At 66.1% G+C, this 16,131-nt stretch carries 17 protein-coding genes and 1 tRNA gene; 13 read left to right on the top strand and 5 right to left on the bottom strand.

Annotated elements, in window-relative coordinates; translation table 11 throughout:
- The first annotated feature begins 5 nt into the window (after positions 1-5).
- Together K8R92_02220 and K8R92_02215 are read left to right on the top strand one after the other, a co-directional pair.
- Positions 6-782, top strand: coding sequence for a hypothetical protein (locus tag K8R92_02220; GenBank protein MCE9618705.1), 777 nt, complete (start codon positions 6-8; stop codon positions 780-782).
- Positions 779-1,888 (top strand): RluA family pseudouridine synthase, encoded by a 1,110-nt coding sequence (locus K8R92_02215; GenBank protein MCE9618704.1) that lies wholly within the window; start codon positions 779-781, stop codon positions 1,886-1,888. Before K8R92_02220 ends, K8R92_02215 begins: the two co-directional genes overlap by 4 nt.
- Positions 1,889-1,923: 35 nt before the next feature.
- Here K8R92_02215 and aat read toward each other — a convergent pair whose 3' ends face one another.
- Positions 1,924-2,532 (bottom strand): leucyl/phenylalanyl-tRNA--protein transferase, encoded by a 609-nt coding sequence (aat, locus tag K8R92_02210; GenBank protein MCE9618703.1) that lies wholly within the window; start codon positions 2,530-2,532, stop codon positions 1,924-1,926.
- A gap of 96 nt (positions 2,533-2,628) precedes the next feature.
- Between aat and K8R92_02205 the strand changes: the two genes are divergently transcribed.
- From K8R92_02205 to K8R92_02160, 10 genes are all read left to right on the top strand, one after another.
- Positions 2,629-2,874: a hypothetical protein gene (locus K8R92_02205; protein ID MCE9618702.1), complete on the top strand. Its 246-nt coding sequence runs from the start codon at positions 2,629-2,631 to the stop codon at positions 2,872-2,874.
- A 285-nt stretch (positions 2,875-3,159) separates the two neighbouring features.
- Positions 3,160-3,230 (top strand) — tRNA-Gln (locus tag K8R92_02200).
- Positions 3,231-3,298: 68 nt separating this feature from the next.
- Entirely contained in the window at positions 3,299-4,093 is a 795-nt protein-coding gene (locus K8R92_02195) for an NTP transferase domain-containing protein (protein MCE9618701.1), read from the top strand.
- Positions 4,090-5,073, top strand: a complete 984-nt coding sequence (locus K8R92_02190) for a ribose-phosphate pyrophosphokinase (GenBank protein ID MCE9618700.1) — start codon at positions 4,090-4,092, stop codon at positions 5,071-5,073. The genes K8R92_02195 and K8R92_02190 overlap by 4 nt, the downstream gene beginning before the upstream one ends.
- 55 nt (positions 5,074-5,128) lie before the next feature.
- A complete protein-coding gene (locus K8R92_02185; protein ID MCE9618699.1) occupies positions 5,129-5,818 on the top strand; it encodes a 50S ribosomal protein L25 in 690 nt (229 codons plus the stop codon).
- A gap of 24 nt (positions 5,819-5,842) precedes the next feature.
- Positions 5,843-6,433 (top strand): aminoacyl-tRNA hydrolase, encoded by a 591-nt coding sequence (gene pth, locus K8R92_02180; GenBank protein ID MCE9618698.1) that lies wholly within the window; start codon positions 5,843-5,845, stop codon positions 6,431-6,433.
- 84 nt (positions 6,434-6,517) lie between these two features.
- The gene (gene rpsF / locus K8R92_02175; protein ID MCE9618697.1) at positions 6,518-6,946 is read left to right on the top strand and encodes a 30S ribosomal protein S6; all 429 of its coding nucleotides are present in this window, start codon (positions 6,518-6,520) and stop codon (positions 6,944-6,946) included.
- A gap of 120 nt (positions 6,947-7,066) precedes the next feature.
- Positions 7,067-7,504: a single-stranded DNA-binding protein gene (gene ssb, locus K8R92_02170; protein ID MCE9618696.1), complete on the top strand. Its 438-nt coding sequence runs from the start codon at positions 7,067-7,069 to the stop codon at positions 7,502-7,504.
- A 169-nt stretch (positions 7,505-7,673) separates the two neighbouring features.
- Positions 7,674-8,429: a 50S ribosomal protein L9 gene (gene rplI / locus K8R92_02165; protein ID MCE9618695.1), complete on the top strand. Its 756-nt coding sequence runs from the start codon at positions 7,674-7,676 to the stop codon at positions 8,427-8,429.
- Between the two features lie 89 nt (positions 8,430-8,518).
- Complete coding sequence (locus K8R92_02160) at positions 8,519-8,890, top strand: hypothetical protein (GenBank protein ID MCE9618694.1); 372 nt, start codon at positions 8,519-8,521, stop codon at positions 8,888-8,890.
- Between the two features lie 65 nt (positions 8,891-8,955).
- Here the strand turns inward: K8R92_02160 and mfd are convergent, their stop codons facing one another.
- The 3 genes from mfd to K8R92_02145 are packed head-to-tail and all read right to left on the bottom strand — an operon-like array spanning position 8,956 to position 14,159.
- Entirely contained in the window at positions 8,956-12,264 is a 3,309-nt protein-coding gene (gene mfd, locus K8R92_02155; protein MCE9618693.1) for a transcription-repair coupling factor, read from the bottom strand.
- Positions 12,265-12,309: 45 nt separating this feature from the next.
- Positions 12,310-12,591, bottom strand: coding sequence for a helix-hairpin-helix domain-containing protein (locus K8R92_02150; GenBank protein ID MCE9618692.1), 282 nt, complete (start codon positions 12,589-12,591; stop codon positions 12,310-12,312).
- Positions 12,592-12,644: 53 nt separating this feature from the next.
- Entirely contained in the window at positions 12,645-14,159 is a 1,515-nt protein-coding gene (locus tag K8R92_02145) for a hypothetical protein (protein MCE9618691.1), read from the bottom strand.
- 75 nt (positions 14,160-14,234) lie between these two features.
- Between K8R92_02145 and K8R92_02140 the strand changes: the two genes are divergently transcribed.
- Positions 14,235-15,224: a phosphoribosylaminoimidazolesuccinocarboxamide synthase gene (locus K8R92_02140; protein MCE9618690.1), complete on the top strand. Its 990-nt coding sequence runs from the start codon at positions 14,235-14,237 to the stop codon at positions 15,222-15,224.
- Between the two features lie 6 nt (positions 15,225-15,230).
- Here the strand turns inward: K8R92_02140 and K8R92_02135 are convergent, their stop codons facing one another.
- A complete protein-coding gene (locus tag K8R92_02135; protein ID MCE9618689.1) occupies positions 15,231-16,079 on the bottom strand; it encodes a bifunctional 5,10-methylenetetrahydrofolate dehydrogenase/5,10-methenyltetrahydrofolate cyclohydrolase in 849 nt (282 codons plus the stop codon).
- Between the last annotated feature and the right edge of the window lie 52 nt (positions 16,080-16,131).

Raw genomic sequence — 16,131 nt, 5'->3', positions numbered from 1 at the left:
TCCTTATGGACAAGCGACTTCAAGAAATCCAGCACGGCACGCTCACCGAGAGCCGCCTCAACAGCGACTTCCTCTTCTGGCTCAAGACCAAGGGACCGAACTACCTGCTGGCCGCCATGCTCGTGCTCTGCGCGTTCATGGGTTACTACTGGTGGGAGAATCGCGCCGCCCTGGCCCGCGACGGCGCCTGGAACGAGCTGCTCACCTCGCAGACGCCGCAGGCCCTGATCGAGGTCGCCAACAAGCACAGCGGCACCGACGCGATCTCCGACCTGGCCACGCTCAACGCCGCCGACGCCTACATGGAATCGGTGGCCTCCGGCAAGCGCTTCGACCGCGAGGCCGCCGCCCCCGACGCGACGGTGACTCCCGAGCTGCGCACCGAGTACCTCGCCGAGGCGGACCGCCTCTACGCCAAGGTCGCCGATGCGAACATCGCCAAGAAAGGCGCCAAGTCGCTGATCGCCGCCACCGGGCTCTTCGGCCGCGCCGCCGTCGCCGAGACTCGCAATGATCCGACCCAGGCCGCGCTCTACTTGACGCAGGCCCACGATCTGCTGGACACGCACTATCCGCAGTTGGCCAAGATTGCTCAAACCCGCAAGGATTCGCTTCCCGAGCTGAGCCAGATCCGCGCCATGCCCTCGCGCCCCGCTGAGCAACCCTCGACGCTGGACCCGACCGCGAGCACGCAAAATCTGCTGGCTCCGACCGGCATGGAGTCGACCGGGATCATGTCCGCCCCTGTGGTCCCGCCCGCGACGCCCGCCGCGCCCAAGTGAAGGAGCTGGATCCCGAGGAGCTTCTTGCGCTCTACGAGCGCCAGGAAGGCGACGACGAGACGCCCGTCACGGTGACCTTTGAATTGCAGCGCGACCTGGACAAGCGGCTTGACCGCTATCTGGTCGACCGCATTCCTTTTCTCAGCCGGACTTCGCTGCAGCAGCTGATTCACGAAAACAGCATCACCGTCAACGGCCGCGTTCCCAAGCCCAGCACCAAGCTGCACAAGGGGGACAAGATCGTCGCGGTTCTGCCGCCGCCCCCTTCCACCGAAGTGCCCGCCGACGACATTCCGCTGGACATCGTCTACGAGGACCGCGACCTGATCGTGGTGAACAAGCAGGCCGGGCTGCTGGTGCATCCGGCGCGAAGCTACAAGCGCGGCACGCTGATCAACGCGCTGGCCTGGCATTTTCTGCACCGCTCCGAGGGCGCCCTGAGCGCGGTGGGCAAGGAATTCGCCCGGCCCGGCGTGGTGCATCGGCTGGACCGCTGGACCACCGGTGTGATGGTCGCGGCCAAGACCGACACTGCGCACTGGCGCATCGCCAAGCAATTCGAGAATCGCACCACCGAGAAGCGCTATCTCGCACTCGTGCATGGCACGCCTGAACCCGTCGCCGACATGATCGACCTGCCGCTGGGCAAGCACTCCACGGTGCGCGAGCTCTATGCCGTGCGCTGGGGTGAAGAAGGCCGTCCCAGCCGCACCATCTACCGGACGATCGAGCGCTACCAGGGCTACGCGCTGGTCGAGCTTGAATTGCTCACCGGGCGCACGCACCAGATCCGCGTGCACATGAGCCACTTGGGCTGGCCGCTGGTCGGCGACGACCTTTACGACGGCAAGCACGTTCCCGCGGCGGAGCTGGGGATCGAGGGCGACCCAAAACGCATCGTGATGGACCGGCAGGCGCTGCATGCGGCCATGCTGCGCTTCGAGCATCCCTCCACGCACGCCAAGGTCTCCTTCACCGCGGCGGTGCCCGCGGATTTTCGCGAGATCATCTTTGCGCTGCGCAAGAAAGGCTACGAGGCCGTCGACGCGCCGGGCTCAACGCTCTCCCTGGAGGAGCTCGGCCTTCCGCGCAGCGCGACTGAGTAAGAGTTGCGCCGTCGACCATAGACGCGAGTGAATTTCTAGAAAGTCACGTCGAGGTCGATCGCCGAGGCGAGACGCTTTTCATAGTCGGCCGCGGGAATCTCGACCCCGCCAAAGCTCAGCACCAGCGGATTGGCGTACTGGCTGTCCAGCAGCGTGAAGCCGCGGGATTTCAAGTGCGTGACCAGCCAGTGCAGGCAGGCCTTGCTGGCGTTGCCGGCGCCCGCGCCGCGCAACACAAACATGCTCTCACCGAAAAAAGCCCCACCGATGGAGATGCCGTAGAGGCCGCCGACCAGCTTCTCCTCGATCCAGGCTTCGACGCTGTGCGCAAAACCAAGCTCGTGCAGACGGACATAAGCCGCCACCATCGACTCGGAGATCCAGGTGCGCTCCTGATCGGGCCGCGGCAGCATGCAGCCGCGCATCACCTTCTCGAACGCGGTGTCGGCGCGGACCAGGAACTGGCTGCCCCGGATCGCCCGCTGCGAGGTGCGCGGCAGCTTGAAGGCCTCCAGTGGCAGGACGCAGCGCGGATCGCAGGTGTAGTAGGCGACAACGCCGGTCTCCGCGTCCGCCATTGGAAAGGCGCCGGCGGCGTAGGCGGCGAGCAGGGATTCCGGCGTGAGATCCGCGTCGGCGGGCATGGCCTGATTGTGACCGATGGCGGGCGTGCGTCCAGTGGCCTTCGCCTTTGTCCCAACTCAAGTTGCGCCTACACTCCGTCCGATGAGTTGTGCATCATGATGTGCGGACAGGGTCATCTTCAGGGTCAGGTCATCGACCTTTCAAGCAAGTCGATCCACCAGGATCAGATCGTGGACTTGGTGGTGCTCTTTGATGGGCAGCCGACCGCCGTCCCGCTGCGGGTTTCAGGCCTGCTGCTGCCCGCGGGCGGAATCTGCTCCGGCAGCCGCATCCGCGTTTCCTGGCTTTCCGGCAAGGTCGAAGCCATTCAACTGCTCCAATCCGCCCAACTTGTGGCTTGAGCCAACCGTCGATTTCGGCTAGAGTTTCCCCCCTCGGGCCGTCGGTGACGAACTCCAAAAGAGTCGGCGCCGCACGGGGCGTGCCGTCGCGGCTGACGGGCGCTCCTGCCTCGACGACAGCCGCGGTGCGGGGATGGTCCCTGAGCCGCGAAAAGAGTTCCGCCCGTGCGGGCTCTTCGGTTCAGGTGGACTTTTCCCGGAGCGCATTTCCAGACGACGCAACAGGCACAACACGACGGCGCACTCTCACGAATGCCGATATGCAAGGGTACGATTCCCCCATCTTGGCCCGTGGTGTAACGGTAGCACAGGAGATTTTGGTTCTCCTTGTCCTAGTTCGAATCTAGGCGGGCCAATTCCGGTCGCACGCGAGATGGCGCCCGCGCGAAAACGCGCTTGAGTGCCACTCCCCATCGAAAGCAACATGAGCCCCACGACCCAGCCATCTTCGCCATCCTCCGCCATCATCCTGGCCGCCGGCAAGGGCACGCGCATGAACAGCGACCTGCCCAAGGTGATGCACCCGGTGGCGGGACAGCCCATGGTCAAGTGGGTGGTGCGCAGCGCCCGCGAAGCAGGCGCGAAGGAAATTGTCCTCGTTGTTGGCCACCGCGCCGAGGTCGTTGAAGCGGCCTTCTCCCATGACAACCCCCCCTGCCACTTCGTGACGCAATCGCCGCAGCTGGGCACGGGCCACGCGGTCGACCAGGCCCGATCGGTCTTTGAAAAGGGTCTGCTCGGCGAGCATGTTTTGGTGCTCTGCGGCGACGGTCCGCTGATCCGCGGAGAAACGCTGGAGAAATTGTGGCAGCGCCACCGCAGCGAAGGCGCCGCTGCCAGCCTGGCCACCAGCATCCTCAAGGACGCCACCGGCTACGGTCGCATCGAGCGCGACGCCGCCGGCAAGTTCCGCCGCATCGTGGAGGAGAAGGACGCGACCGCGGAGCAGAAGAAGATTCTCGAAGTCAACCCGAGCTACTACCTCTTCAACACCAAGGAACTTTTCGCGGCGCTCAAGAGCGTCACCAACGCCAACGCCAGCGGCGAGTACTACATCACCGACGTCTTCGAGCTGCTGCTCAAGCGCGGCCTCCACATCGCGGTGATGAACGCCGTGCCCGTGGAGGAGGTCCTGAGCATCAACACTCCCGCCCAGCTGGCGGAGGTGGACGGCATTCTCCGCGGTCGGAAACGAACCCCACTCGAAAGCACCCCATGAGCGCCAAAGACATCGACACCCTGAAGGTCTTCGCCGGCACGACCGGCCTTCATCTGGCCAGCGGCATCGTCAAGTACCTGGAGCTGCCGCTGGGCGCGGGCGAGACCAAGGTCTTCCCCGACGGCGAGCTTCTGGTCAAGCTGGACGAGGACGTGCGCGGCCGCGACTGCTTCGTGGTGCTCTCCACCTGCAGCCCGGTGAACGCCAGCCTGATGGAACTGCTGATCTACGTCGACTGCCTGCGCCGCGCCAGCGCCAACCGCATCACCGCCGTCATTCCCTACTTCGGCTACGCCCGCCAGGACCGCAAGGACGAGGGCCGCGTGCCCATCACCGCCAAGCTGGTGGCCAACTTGATCACCACCTCCGGCGCCCACCGTGTGATGTGCATCGACCTGCACGCCGCCCAAATCCAGGGCTTCTTCGACCTTCCGGTGGACCATCTCACCGCCAGCCCGGTGCTGCTGGAGCACTTCCGCAAGGAGCTGCCGGGCTTCGTCAATCCGATCGTGCTCAGCCCCGACGTCGGCAACGCCAAGACCGCCAACATGTTCGCGGAGCATCTGGGCATCGACCTGGCCATCATCGAGAAGCGCCGCCAGAGCGGCAGCGAGGTGAAGGTGAAGAATGTCATCGGCGAAGTCAAGGGCCGCTCCGTCATCATGTTCGACGACATGATCACCACCGCGGGCACCGTGGTCGAGGCCGCCAAGGTGGCCCGCGAGCGCGGCGCCACCAGTGTCCACATCGCCTGCACCCACGCGGTCATGGTGGGCCAGGCCATCGAGCGCCTCTCCGCCCCCGAGATCACCAGCGTCACTGTCACCGACACCATCCCGATCGAGCGCCGCCTCGACGCCATCCGCCCCAAGCTGCGCGTGCTCAGCGTGGCCAAGATGCTCGGCGAGGCGATCCACCGCATCCACCACAACCAGAGCGTCAGCGCCCTCTTTGGAAAGGGCTTCGGGCCCGCCCGCTGAACCGAATCAAACTTTTTCGACTCAACTCACTTTCTTTTTATAGGAGACCTCACCCATGTCAAAAACAACCCCAACCCTTCAAGCCCAGACCCGCGAACGACTCGGCACCCGCTACACCAAGCGGCTCCGAGCCACCGGCAAGCTGCCGGCCATCCTCTACGGCCACGGCAGCAAGCCCCTGCCCCTGCAACTGGACGCCAAGCAGACCCTGCACAGCCTGAAGGCCGGCGCCCACGTGCTCAACATCGCCCTCGAGGGCGGCACCACCGAGACCTGCCTGGTCAAGGAGCTGCAGTTCGGCTGGCTGGGCGACGACGTGATCCATCTCGATTTGACCCGCGTCAATCTGGATGAAGTCGTGAAGGTCAAGGTCCACTTGAACTACTTCGGCCAGCCCGAGTCGGCCAAGAAGCCCGGCGCCGTGCTCACCCACGACGTCACCGAGCTCGAAGTGAGCTGCAAGGTGCGCGACATTCCCGAGGAGATCCGCATCGACCTCACTCACATGAAGGGCGACCTGCTCACCGTGGGCGAGTTCAAGCTGCCGGAGGGCCTGACGGCGATCACCGATTCGCACACCGCCTACGCCCGCGTCATCATCGTCCAGGAGGAGCTCGCCGCCGAGGCCGTGGCCCCGACCGGCGCCGCCGAGCCCGAAGTGCTCACCGCCAAGAAGGACAAGGTCGAGGGTGCCGAAGGCGCCGCTCCGGCCGAGAAGAAGGACAAGGAGGACAAGAAGGCGTAAGCCTCCTGCAGCTCCATGCGTCTCATCGTTGGCCTTGGAAATCCCGGAGCCGAGTACAGCGGAACCCGCCACAACGCGGGCTTCGATGTCCTCGATCGGCTGGCCCGAAGGTTCGCGGATCCGCCGGCGTCCCCGGCGAAGTCGCGCTTCACCGGCCTGCTGCTGGAAGCCAAGATCGGCGAGGAACGCGTGCTGCTGCTGAAGCCGACCACCTTCATGAACCTCAGCGGCGTCAGCGTGCTGGAGGCCCTGCGCTTCCACAAGCTCGACGCCAAGACGGATCTGCTGGTGATCGCCGACGACTTCGCGCTGCCGTGCGGAACGCTCCGCCTGCGCGGCTTTGGAGGCGACGGCGGCCACAACGGGCTGGCGGACATCACCCGCCGTCTCGGCAGCGACCAGTGGCCGCGGCTGCGGGTCGGCATCGACGCCCCCGGCAGGATTCCGACCGAGAGCTACGTGCTCGGTCACTTCACCGAGGAGCAGAAACTTCGCATGGCCACAGGGCTGGACGAGGCGGCCGAGACCGCCGCATGCTGGGTCGAGCGCGGGCTCGACCATGCCATGAACACCTTCAACCGCCGTGGCGCCGGAGCGGCCGCGGGCGACTCTTGATTTCATTCCGGCCCGGCGCGTGCCGGACCGGGTTCGACATTTGGTTTGATCTTCTCACTCCACTCTTTTGAAAGGATGTTTGATATGGACGCAACAATCACCGCAGAACGGACCCGCCCCTACGAGGGCATGTTTCTCTTCCCGCAGTCGGCCAGCTCCGACCTGCAGGGCTCGACCGACCTGGTCAAGGAGCTCCTGACCCGCAATGGCGCCGAGATTCTCTCGATCGCCAAGTGGGACGAGCGCAAACTGGCCTATGACATCGAGGGCAACAAGCGCGGCCTCTACATTCTGGCCTTCTTCCGCACCGTGAGCGACAAGCTCGCGGCCATCGAGCGGGATTGCAACCTGAATGAAAAGCTGCTGCGCAGCATGGTGGTCCGCGCCGACCACCTCACGGAGGAGCAGCTTCGCAACGCCGAGGCCATGCAGAAGACCCTGGATGAGAGCCGCCTGCGGGCCCTTCCTGCCGACGAGCCGGGTGCGGATCCCGACTTGGACGCCATCGCCTGAACCCCATCGGGCCGCCCTTCGGGGCGGCCCGATTTTTATTTTTGGACTTTTCGCCCCAAAGCGACAAGGAGGGGAATCCGGCTCCTAGAATGCCGCCACGCATTTAAGGAGGCGCAATTCATGGCAAGTTTCAACAAGGTTATGTTGATGGGCAATCTCACCCGGGACGTCGAAATCAAGCTGCTGCCGCAGGGCAACCAGACGGTCGGCAATTTCGGCATCGCGATGAACCGCAAGTTCAAGACCGCCAGCGGCGAGGAGCGCGAGGAAGTGACCTTCGTCGACTGCGAGGCCTGGGGCCGGCAGGCGGAGATCATGAAGCAATACCTCTCCAAGGGTCGGCCCGTCTTCATCGAAGGCCGGCTCAAGCTCGACCAATGGGAGGACAAGGAAGGCAAGAAGCAGTCCAAGCTGCGCGTGGTCGTCGAGAACTTCCAGTTCATCGGCGCCCCGGCGGGAGGAAGCGGCGGCGGCGAGGGCGGGAGCCCGCGGCGCGGCGCCTCCCAGGAAAGCAGCGAAGCCCACGCCCCCGTCGCGGGCGAGGATATTCCCTTCTAAACCCCGGTTCGAAGCGGAAAAATCTTGAAGTTGGATTTCCAACCCCCTTGTGACCCAGGGGGGTTTTTGCCATACTCCGGAGCTCGTCGCCGCCTGGCTTCCGCGCGGAAGCAGGCACACGTTGGGTGCCGGCGACCACCCTCACTCCCCAAAGGGGAAGGACAGCATCATGGCAAAGCGCAACGTTGAACTGCTTCTGAACAAGACCGTCGAGAGCCTCGGACTGGTGGGCGATGTCGTCAAGGTGAAGCCGGGCCACGCCCGCAATTATCTCCTGCCGCACGGGCTCGCCGAGTATCCCACCGCTGAGAAGATCGAGGCCCTCAAGGAGGCCCGCGCCAAGGCCGCCGCCGAAATGCAGAAGCGCCAGGAAGCCCGCGCCAAGCTCATCGAGCGTCTGGCCGGCGTCACCATCAAGCTCATCCGCAGCGTAAACGACCAAGGCGTGCTCTACGGCGCCGTCACCCACCGCGATATCGCCGACCAGCTGGCCATCGACAAGTTCGATGTGGAAATCCGCGCCGTCCGCCTGGCCAACACGGTCCGCCGCATCGGCACCTACACCTGCGCCATCGTCTTCGACCGCGAGCTCCGCACCGAGATCAACGTGGAAGTGCTGCCCGACCGCACGCTTGAGCTCTTCCAGCAGTCCGTGGACGCCGAGCGAGCCGTCGAGACTGAGGAGCCGGCCGAGGAAACCCAGGAGTCCGAGGACGCCGGCGAGGACGAGGCCGCCGACGGCGAAGCCAAGGGCAAGAAGGGCAAGAAAGGCAAGAAGTCCGCCGACAAGGGCGACGACGAGGGAGACTCGAAGTCCGCCAAGGCCGGCAAGGGCGAGAAGTCGGAGAAGGCCGAGAAAGCCGACGCCTCCGAGAAGCACGGCAAGTCCGACAAGGGCAAGAAGCCCAAGAAGGACAAGGACTGAGACCGGGCGACGGCTTCGAAATGACAGGCTCAGAAAGTCCAGTGGATCCGGTCATCGAACCGATGGATGTCTCCGTCGAGGATCCCTCCATGACGCTACTCACAACCCGCCGCGAAATCCTGCCCGAAACCCGCCGCAGCCAGACCCACAAGTTCTGCATTGCCGGGCACGAGGGCTACCTCACCGTCGGCCTCTTCCAGGATGGTCGGCCCGGCGAGATCTTCATCAAGATGAGCAAGGAAGGCTCGACGCTCTCGGGCCTGATCCAGGGTTTTTGCCGCGCCTTCAGCCTGGCCCTGCAGCATGGCCTGAGCACGCATGACGCCGTGGATCGCTTCCGCGGCATGCGCTTCGAGCCCATGGGCGCGACGGGCAACCCGGAGATCCCCGAGGCCTCGAGCATCCTGGACTACGTGGCCCGCTACCTGCAGATTCATTTCGTCGAGCGCGGCGAGCGCTAGTCGCCGCGACGGCGCCCTCGAGCCATGACAATGTTGGACTGACCCGCCGCTCTTGAGCGGCGATTTTATTTTTCGGCGACCAGCGGCGACGGCGCGACCTTACCCAATTGTGCGCGGAGAAATTTGAGCATGCGGTTCGGATCCGCAAGATGCTTTTCCGGCCGCACGTAGACGTCGATCACCCCGGCCTCGTCCGGCTTGCCGACAACCCGGACGGTGGCCTCCGAGCGCGCGAAGGATCGCTGCAGCAACGGCGGCATCTTGGATTGAAAGATGTAGTCCTGATCGCGCCGCACCAGCGAGCGCACACCGCAGGCCGCCAGCAGCACCCGCAATTCCGCCAGATCCAGCAGCATGCGCATCGGCGCCGGCATCTTCCCGTAGGCGCTCTCGATGTCGGCGGCGGTCTGCAACAAGGCCTCCATCGTGTCAGCGCTGGAGACGCGGCGGTAGGCCTCCAGCCGCCGGCGTTCGCTGGGAATGAAGCCGCGCGGAATCGCCCCGGCGAGCCCGATCTCCAGGACGTGGTCCGCCGAGCGCACCTTCTTGCGCGACGTCAGCCCATCCACCGCTTCCTCCAGAAGCTGGCAGTACATCTCGTAGCCCACCGCGGCGATGTGTCCGCTCTGCTGGGCCCCGAGCAGGTTGCCCGCGCCGCGGATCTCCAGGTCGCGCATGGCGATGCGGAACCCGGCGCCGAGCATGCTGTAGTCCTCGATGGCGCGCAGGCGCCGCCGCGCGTCGTCGGTGACCGGCCGGTTCTCCGGCAGAAAGAGGTAGCAGTAGGCGCGGTGGTTGGAGCGGCCCACGCGGCCGCGCAGCTGATGCAGGTCGGAGAGGCCGTGCAGATCCGCCAGGTCGATGAACATGGTGTTGGCCCGCGGATTGTCGATGCCGCTCTCGATGATCGAGGTGCTCACCAGCACGTCGCACTCGTGGCGCATGAAGCGCAGCATCACCTGTTCGAGCTGCTCCGAGGGCATCTGCCCGTGGCCGACCTCGATGCGGGCCTCGGGCACCAGCTCCTGAATGCGCTCGGCGGCGCGGTCGAGGCCGCGGATCCGGTTGTGCACGTAGTAGGTCTGCCCCTCGCGGGCCAGCTCGCGGCGGATCGCCTGCTGCAGGCGCTTCGACGAATAGGGCATGACCTCGGTCACGATGGCGCGGCGGTCCGCCGGCGGCGTGGTCAGGCTGGAGATGTCGCGCAGGCCCAGCAGCGACATGTGCAGGGTCCGCGGAATCGGCGTGGCGCTGAGGGTGAGCACATCGGCGGTGGCCCGGAAGGAAAGCAGTTTTTGCTTGTGCTCCACGCCGAAGCGCTGCTCCTCGTCGACCACCACCAGGCCCAGATTGGCGAAGCGGATGTCCTTGGAAAGCAGCCGGTGCGTTCCAATGATCAGGTCGAGCCGCCCCGCCTCGAGCTCCTTCAGGATGGCGCTCTGCTCGGCGTCCGTCTTGAAGCGGCTCAGGCTCTCAATGCGAAAGGGATAGGAGCGGAAGCGGTCACGGAAGGTCTTCTCGTGCTGCTCCGCCAGCAGCGTGGTCGGCACCAGCACCGCCACCTGCCGGCCGCTCTCGACGCACTTGAAGGCGGCGCGGATCGCCACCTCGGTCTTGCCGAAACCCACATCGCCGCAGATCAGCCGGTCCATCGGCTTGGAGGATTGCATGTCGCGCTTGGTCGCGGCGATCGCGTTGATCTGGTCCGGGGTCTCCTCCCACTGGAAGGCCCCTTCGAACTCTCCCTGCCAGGGCGTGTCCGCGGGAAAGGCGATGCCGTGTGTGGCGGAGCGGACCGCCTGCACCCGCAGCATCTCGGCGGCGAGGTCGCGCACCGCCTCAGAGACGCGCTCCTTCTGCGCCTTCCATCGCTTGCCGCCCACCTGGCTCAGCGCCGGCCGCGACGCCCCCGCTCCCACGTACTTCTGCACCAGATCGACGCGCAGCGCCGGCACGTGGAGCCGGGTCCCCCCCTCGAACTGCAACGTGAGATACTCCATCTCGGGATGGACCGAAGCCTCGGTGCCGCCGCCGCGATTTGAATCATCGCCGCCGCGCTCCAGCGAGGCACGGGTCACCAACCCCTGGTATTGCGCGACACCGTGATCGCGGTGCGTGACGTAGTCCCCCTTCTCGAAGTGCAGGAAGAGGTCGCGGGCGCGCGGGCCCGCCGCGACCGCGCCCGCGCGGCGGCGCACGCCGAAGCGCCCCAGCAATTCGTGCTCGGGCACGAGCATCAGCGGCTTGTTCCCGGGTCGCTCCCAGCGGAATCCCCGATGCAGATGCTGGCGGACCACCTGCACGCCGGCGCCGGCGGCGTGGCGCTGCACCAGCTCCCGGGTGCGCAGCAGGTCACCATCCGTGGAGCAGAAGACGATCACCTCCGAATCGCGGGCGAATTCCGCCAACGACTGAAAGGCCTTCGCCATGTCGCTCTCGCTCAGGCTCAAGGAAGTCACCGGCACCTCCAGCGAGGCTGGCTCGTTGGTCTGCGAGAATTGGTTGAAGGCCAGCGTGACAGCGGCCCGCTCCATCAGCCCTTTCACGGTTTCGTTGGGCGCGATCACACCGGTCGAGTCGTCCAGGCGCTCCCAGTAGCCGCGCGACTGCTCCATGACCTCGCCCAGCTCGGCGAAGATGAAGATCGCGTCGCGCGGCAGCAGATCCGCGAACGAGGCATCCTCGTCGTTGGGGGCGAGCTGCTTCTCCTCGGCGCTGAGAATGTCGACCGACTCGATGCGCCGGTCGTTGGCCTGGGTCGCCGCGTCCATCTCATGCATCTGCTCGATGTCATCGCCAAAGAAATCCAGGCGCACCGGCCCGCCCGCCGCGGCGGGATAAAGGTCGAAGACTCCGCCGCGCTGGGAAAACTCGCCGGGATTCTCCACCGCCTCCATGCGCTGGTAGCCGCGCGAGGCAAGCCAAGCCGCGAGCTCCGCGGGCGGCAGGCGCTGGCCGGCGCGCAGCGTGCGGTAGAGCCCGGGCCGCTTGTCAGCGCGGGGAACGCGCTGCATCAGGGCGGCAATCGGCGCGACGACCAGGGCCACGGCGCCGCGCTCAATCGCGTCGGCCACCTTGAGTCGCTCGAGGAAGGCCTCGGCCGCCAACAGGCTCTCTCCCGCCGAGGCCTCCAGTGCCGGAAATCGCATCGCGTTGCAGCCCAGATCCTGCCACTCGGAAAGGGCCTCGTCGGCCTCGTCCAGATGTGCCGTCGCCAACAGCGTGACGCGACCGGTGCGGGCCGCCAGCGCCTGGGTGATGATGGAAGTGCTCGATCCTGTGGCGCCGCGGACGCTTGCGTGTCCCCCGGCGCGTACCTTCTCCTCGAGCGCCGAGAGCGCTGGGGAGGCGGAGATGTCGTCGCGCCACTGCATAGCCGGAACCGGCGCGAACTCGCCCGGTTCGCCGAATACAGTAGCTCAGCGCGGCGGTTGAAGCACGAAGGGCCGGATCTGCTCGAGGATCGAGGGCCCGACTCCGCGGACCCGGTCCAGTCCCTCGAGTGTCCGGAAGGGACCGCGGGCCTCGCGATCGGCGACGATGGTTCCTGCGAGCGAAGGCCCGATGCCGGGCAGAGCCGCAAGTTCATCCGGTCCGGCCCGGTCGAGATCGACGCGCCACTGAGGCAGCGTCGTATGGAGCGGCCCCTCCATCGGCGTCTTCATCTGCGTCTCACGCAGCCGGAAACCCGCCACCGCCATCGCCGCGCAGAGCGACAGCAGCGCCAATCCCTGGGCCGGCGATCGATCCAATGTCATTCGACCGCGGTCTCCCCGGAGCGCGTCTCATCGGCGGTCTCGTCGGTCGAGGGCTGCTTGGCCAGAGGCTTGCGCAACCGCTTGCGGATGGCGAGCAGCTTGGCAAAGACGCTCTTGGGTTTGCCATTTTCCGAGAGCAGCCCGGTCGCGTCGTTCTTGTGGTCGATCAGTCGCTCCCACACCACGGTCTCGATGAAGGGCTTTGACAGCGCGATGGTGACGAAGCGGCTGGCCCACACCGACTGCACCTGCTCGCTCCAGGGATTGCGCCACCACCCCGCCTTGGGATCGGTGGGACGGCTCGGCACGCCGAAGGCGCTGACCATGACCTTGCAGTCGAAGGTGAGGAAGCGATCGAGCGTGGCGGAGACCTGCATCAAGTCTCGGATCGGCGCCCCATCGGCGGCGCCGCCGAAGCACATCTGGATGCCCACCGCGTCGAAGTGGATCCCCTCCTGCGAAAGGCGCTCGAGGTACTGCCATGGAGTGATCGCCCCGGGCCGGCGCGAGACGTGGTCGCAGAAGGGCTCGGTCAGCTCGATGAGCGTGCGCGAACCGTGGCGACTGTGCCGCACCACCACGCTGGCCCGCCGCGTCAGGTCCATCATCTGCTCGTCGTTGAAGTTGAAATGCTGGTTGGCGTGCAGGCCGCTGCCCAAGTTCCACATGGTGACGATGCCCTGGTAGCGGTGCACCACCTGCTCCATGAACACATAGGCGCGGTCGACGCACGCGGAGAAATCCTTCCGGTAGGCCTCCATCCAGGAGGGCAGATTCCGCTCGTCGAAGGAGAGCAGCGGTCCCGCCACGATGGGGCGCTTGGTCTGCGAAGCGAAAGCCATCCAGCGGTCCATCTCCTCGAAGTGGAACTTTCCCTGCGCCGGCTCGATCAATTTCCATGGAGTGGGCACCAGCAGCACATCGAGCACCTTGGCCGAGCTCCCGCAGACCTCGACGTCGCTGCGCGGATCCACGCGCACGCCGATCACGGTGCTGGTCGAGGCGCGCTGTCCGAAGCGCCGTTTCACCAGCAGCTCCGCGTGCAGCAGCGCCAGTCTTTCGTTGGCGTCCAGAGCCACGATCAGCGAGTCCTTGGCGAAGGTCTCCGCGGCGGCGGGGTCCGCCTCGTTCATGGCCTGCACGAAGAGCGAGCGTGCCTTCTCCCAGCGCTTCAGGCTTTCCCCCGCGACCTCCGGGTCGAAGAGCTGCCACTCCTCGCTCTTGGAGATGTAGAGCTTGATGCGGTGACGGGCCAGTTCCAGCAGGAGCAGATAGGGCTCGTCGCGCTGCTTGAGCAGGCAGGTCTGCAGCATGAGTCGGCCCATCGCGCCTGCGTCCACTTCCAGACAGAGCGCCGTGGCGACGGGCTCGGCGGGATCGCACAGGACGCCCCCGCCCTTCCACTTCACATCGCCGGCCACCGGCAGGTCGTCGCGCCCGAGTAGGTGCGCGCCGACCAGGCGCCGCTCGTCGGACGAGTTCAATTCATGATGGACGTCGAAGCGCAGCATCGCCTCGAAAGTGTAACCAGAAATCGGCGGCGCTCGGCGTTTCGGGAGCTTTTGGCAAGGCGTTAGCATGAGGCGATGGAAGCGAAATCGTCCGCGCCGCGCCGCGAGCACGCCGCGCCGCCGCCCGGGAACCCCGACGCGCCGGTGACACAGACCCAACTTCCGCTGCGCGGCCGCCGCGCCGGAAAAGTGCGTGACCTCTACGAGCTTCCCGCCGCCGCGGGCGAACTCCCCCGCATCCTGGTGGTGGCCACCGATCGCATCAGCGCCTTTGACGTGGTGCTGCCGACGGCGATCCCCGGCAAAGGGAAGCTGCTCACCGAGATCAGCATGGAGTGGTTCCGCCGCATCCGCGCCTGGGGCATCGTCCCCGATCACGTGATCACCACGGATCCCGCCTCCATTACGGGGATTTCTGAAGTCGACCGGAACATGCTGCGCGGCCGCTGCATGATCTGCCGAAAGGTCCGCATCGTTCCGGTGGAATGCGTGGTCCGCGGCTGGCTCGCGGGCAGCGGCTTCGCGGAGTACCTCAGGAATGGCCGGGTCTGCGGCGTCCCGTTGCCGGCGGGGCTGGCCCAGTGGAGCCGCCTTCCCGAGCCGATCTTCACGCCGGCGAGCAAGGCCCAGAGCGGCCACGACGAGAACATCACCTTCGAGCAGGCCGCGGCGACGGTCGGCGGCGCGGTCATGGAACGGCTCCGCTCGGCGAGCCTGGCCATCTACCGCGCGGCCGCCGAACGCTGCGCCGAGCGCGGTCTCATTCTGGCGGACACGAAGTTCGAATTCGGTTTTGCGCTGGACGCCAAGGGCGAGGCCACCGACGAGCTCGTGCTCGCCGACGAAGTGCTCACGCCCGACTCGAGCCGCTACTGGATCGCTTCAAGCTTGGGCACCACCAAGGAGCCGGAGAGCCTGGACAAGCAGTTCGTTCGCAACTGGCTGCTCGCCGAGGAGGCCGCTGGCCGCTGGAACCGCACGCCGCCCGGGCCCGAGCTGCCGCACGATGTGGTCGAGAAGACCATCGCCCGCTATCAGCAGGCCGCGAAGATGCTTGGCGCCTGAAGGAATTCAGCGGTCGAGGCAGGCGTCCGCAACATTGCGGAGCAGCATGGCCACCGTCATGGGGCCGACGCCGCCGGGAACGGGGGTGAGGAAACCCGCGACCTGCGCGACACTTTCGTGGTCGACATCGCCCAGCGTGATCGTCCGACCATCCGGCCCCTTCACGCGGTGAATGCCCACGTCGATGACCACAGCGCCGGGCTTGATCCAGTCGCCCTTGACCAGACCGGCCACTCCCGCCGCGGCGACCACCACATCAGCGCCGCGGGTGAGGTTGTGCAGTTGGCTCGTAAATTTGTTCGAGCTCACCACGGTCGCATTGGCCCGCATCAGCAGCACGGCGACCGGCTTGCCCACGATGTTGCTGGCGCCGACCACCACGCAAAGTGCCCCTTGCAGGTTGATCTTCGAGCTCTCGATCAATTCCAGCACCGCCAGCGCCGTGCAAGGCACCAGGCTGCGCCGGCCATAGACCACGTTGCCGATGTTGGCGGGATTCACTCCCTCCACGTCCTTCTCCGGCGCAATCAGGGATTGGACGCGCTCCACGTCGATGCCGGGCGGCAGCGGCAGATGCAGCATGATCGCCTGCACCTGCTCCTCGGTGTTGAGCAGCAGCACGCGCCCGGCGATGTCGTCGTAGGTGCTCTCCGCAGGCAGTCGGTGCAGCACATAGTGGATGCCCGCCTCCTCGCAGGTGCGTGCCTGGCTCTGGGCGTAAAGCTCCGCGGCCTGATCGCAGCCGGCCAGCACGGCGTCCAGCCGCGCGGGCCGTCCCGCAGCGAGGACGCGGGAGCGCACATCCTCACGGACTTTCAGGCCGAGCGACTTTCCATCCAGCATGCGGCAGCTCATGCCGCAAGCATAATGCCGGGAGTGGCGGAGGTTTTCCGTGGTACCATTCCCT

It is taken from the genome of Planctomycetota bacterium, assembly GCA_021414025.1.
Classification (GTDB): Bacteria; Planctomycetota; Phycisphaerae; order Phycisphaerales; family SM1A02; genus SYAC01.
The sequence above is the reverse complement of the archived record's forward strand: the minus strand, read 5'-3'. Positions and strand labels throughout refer to the sequence as shown.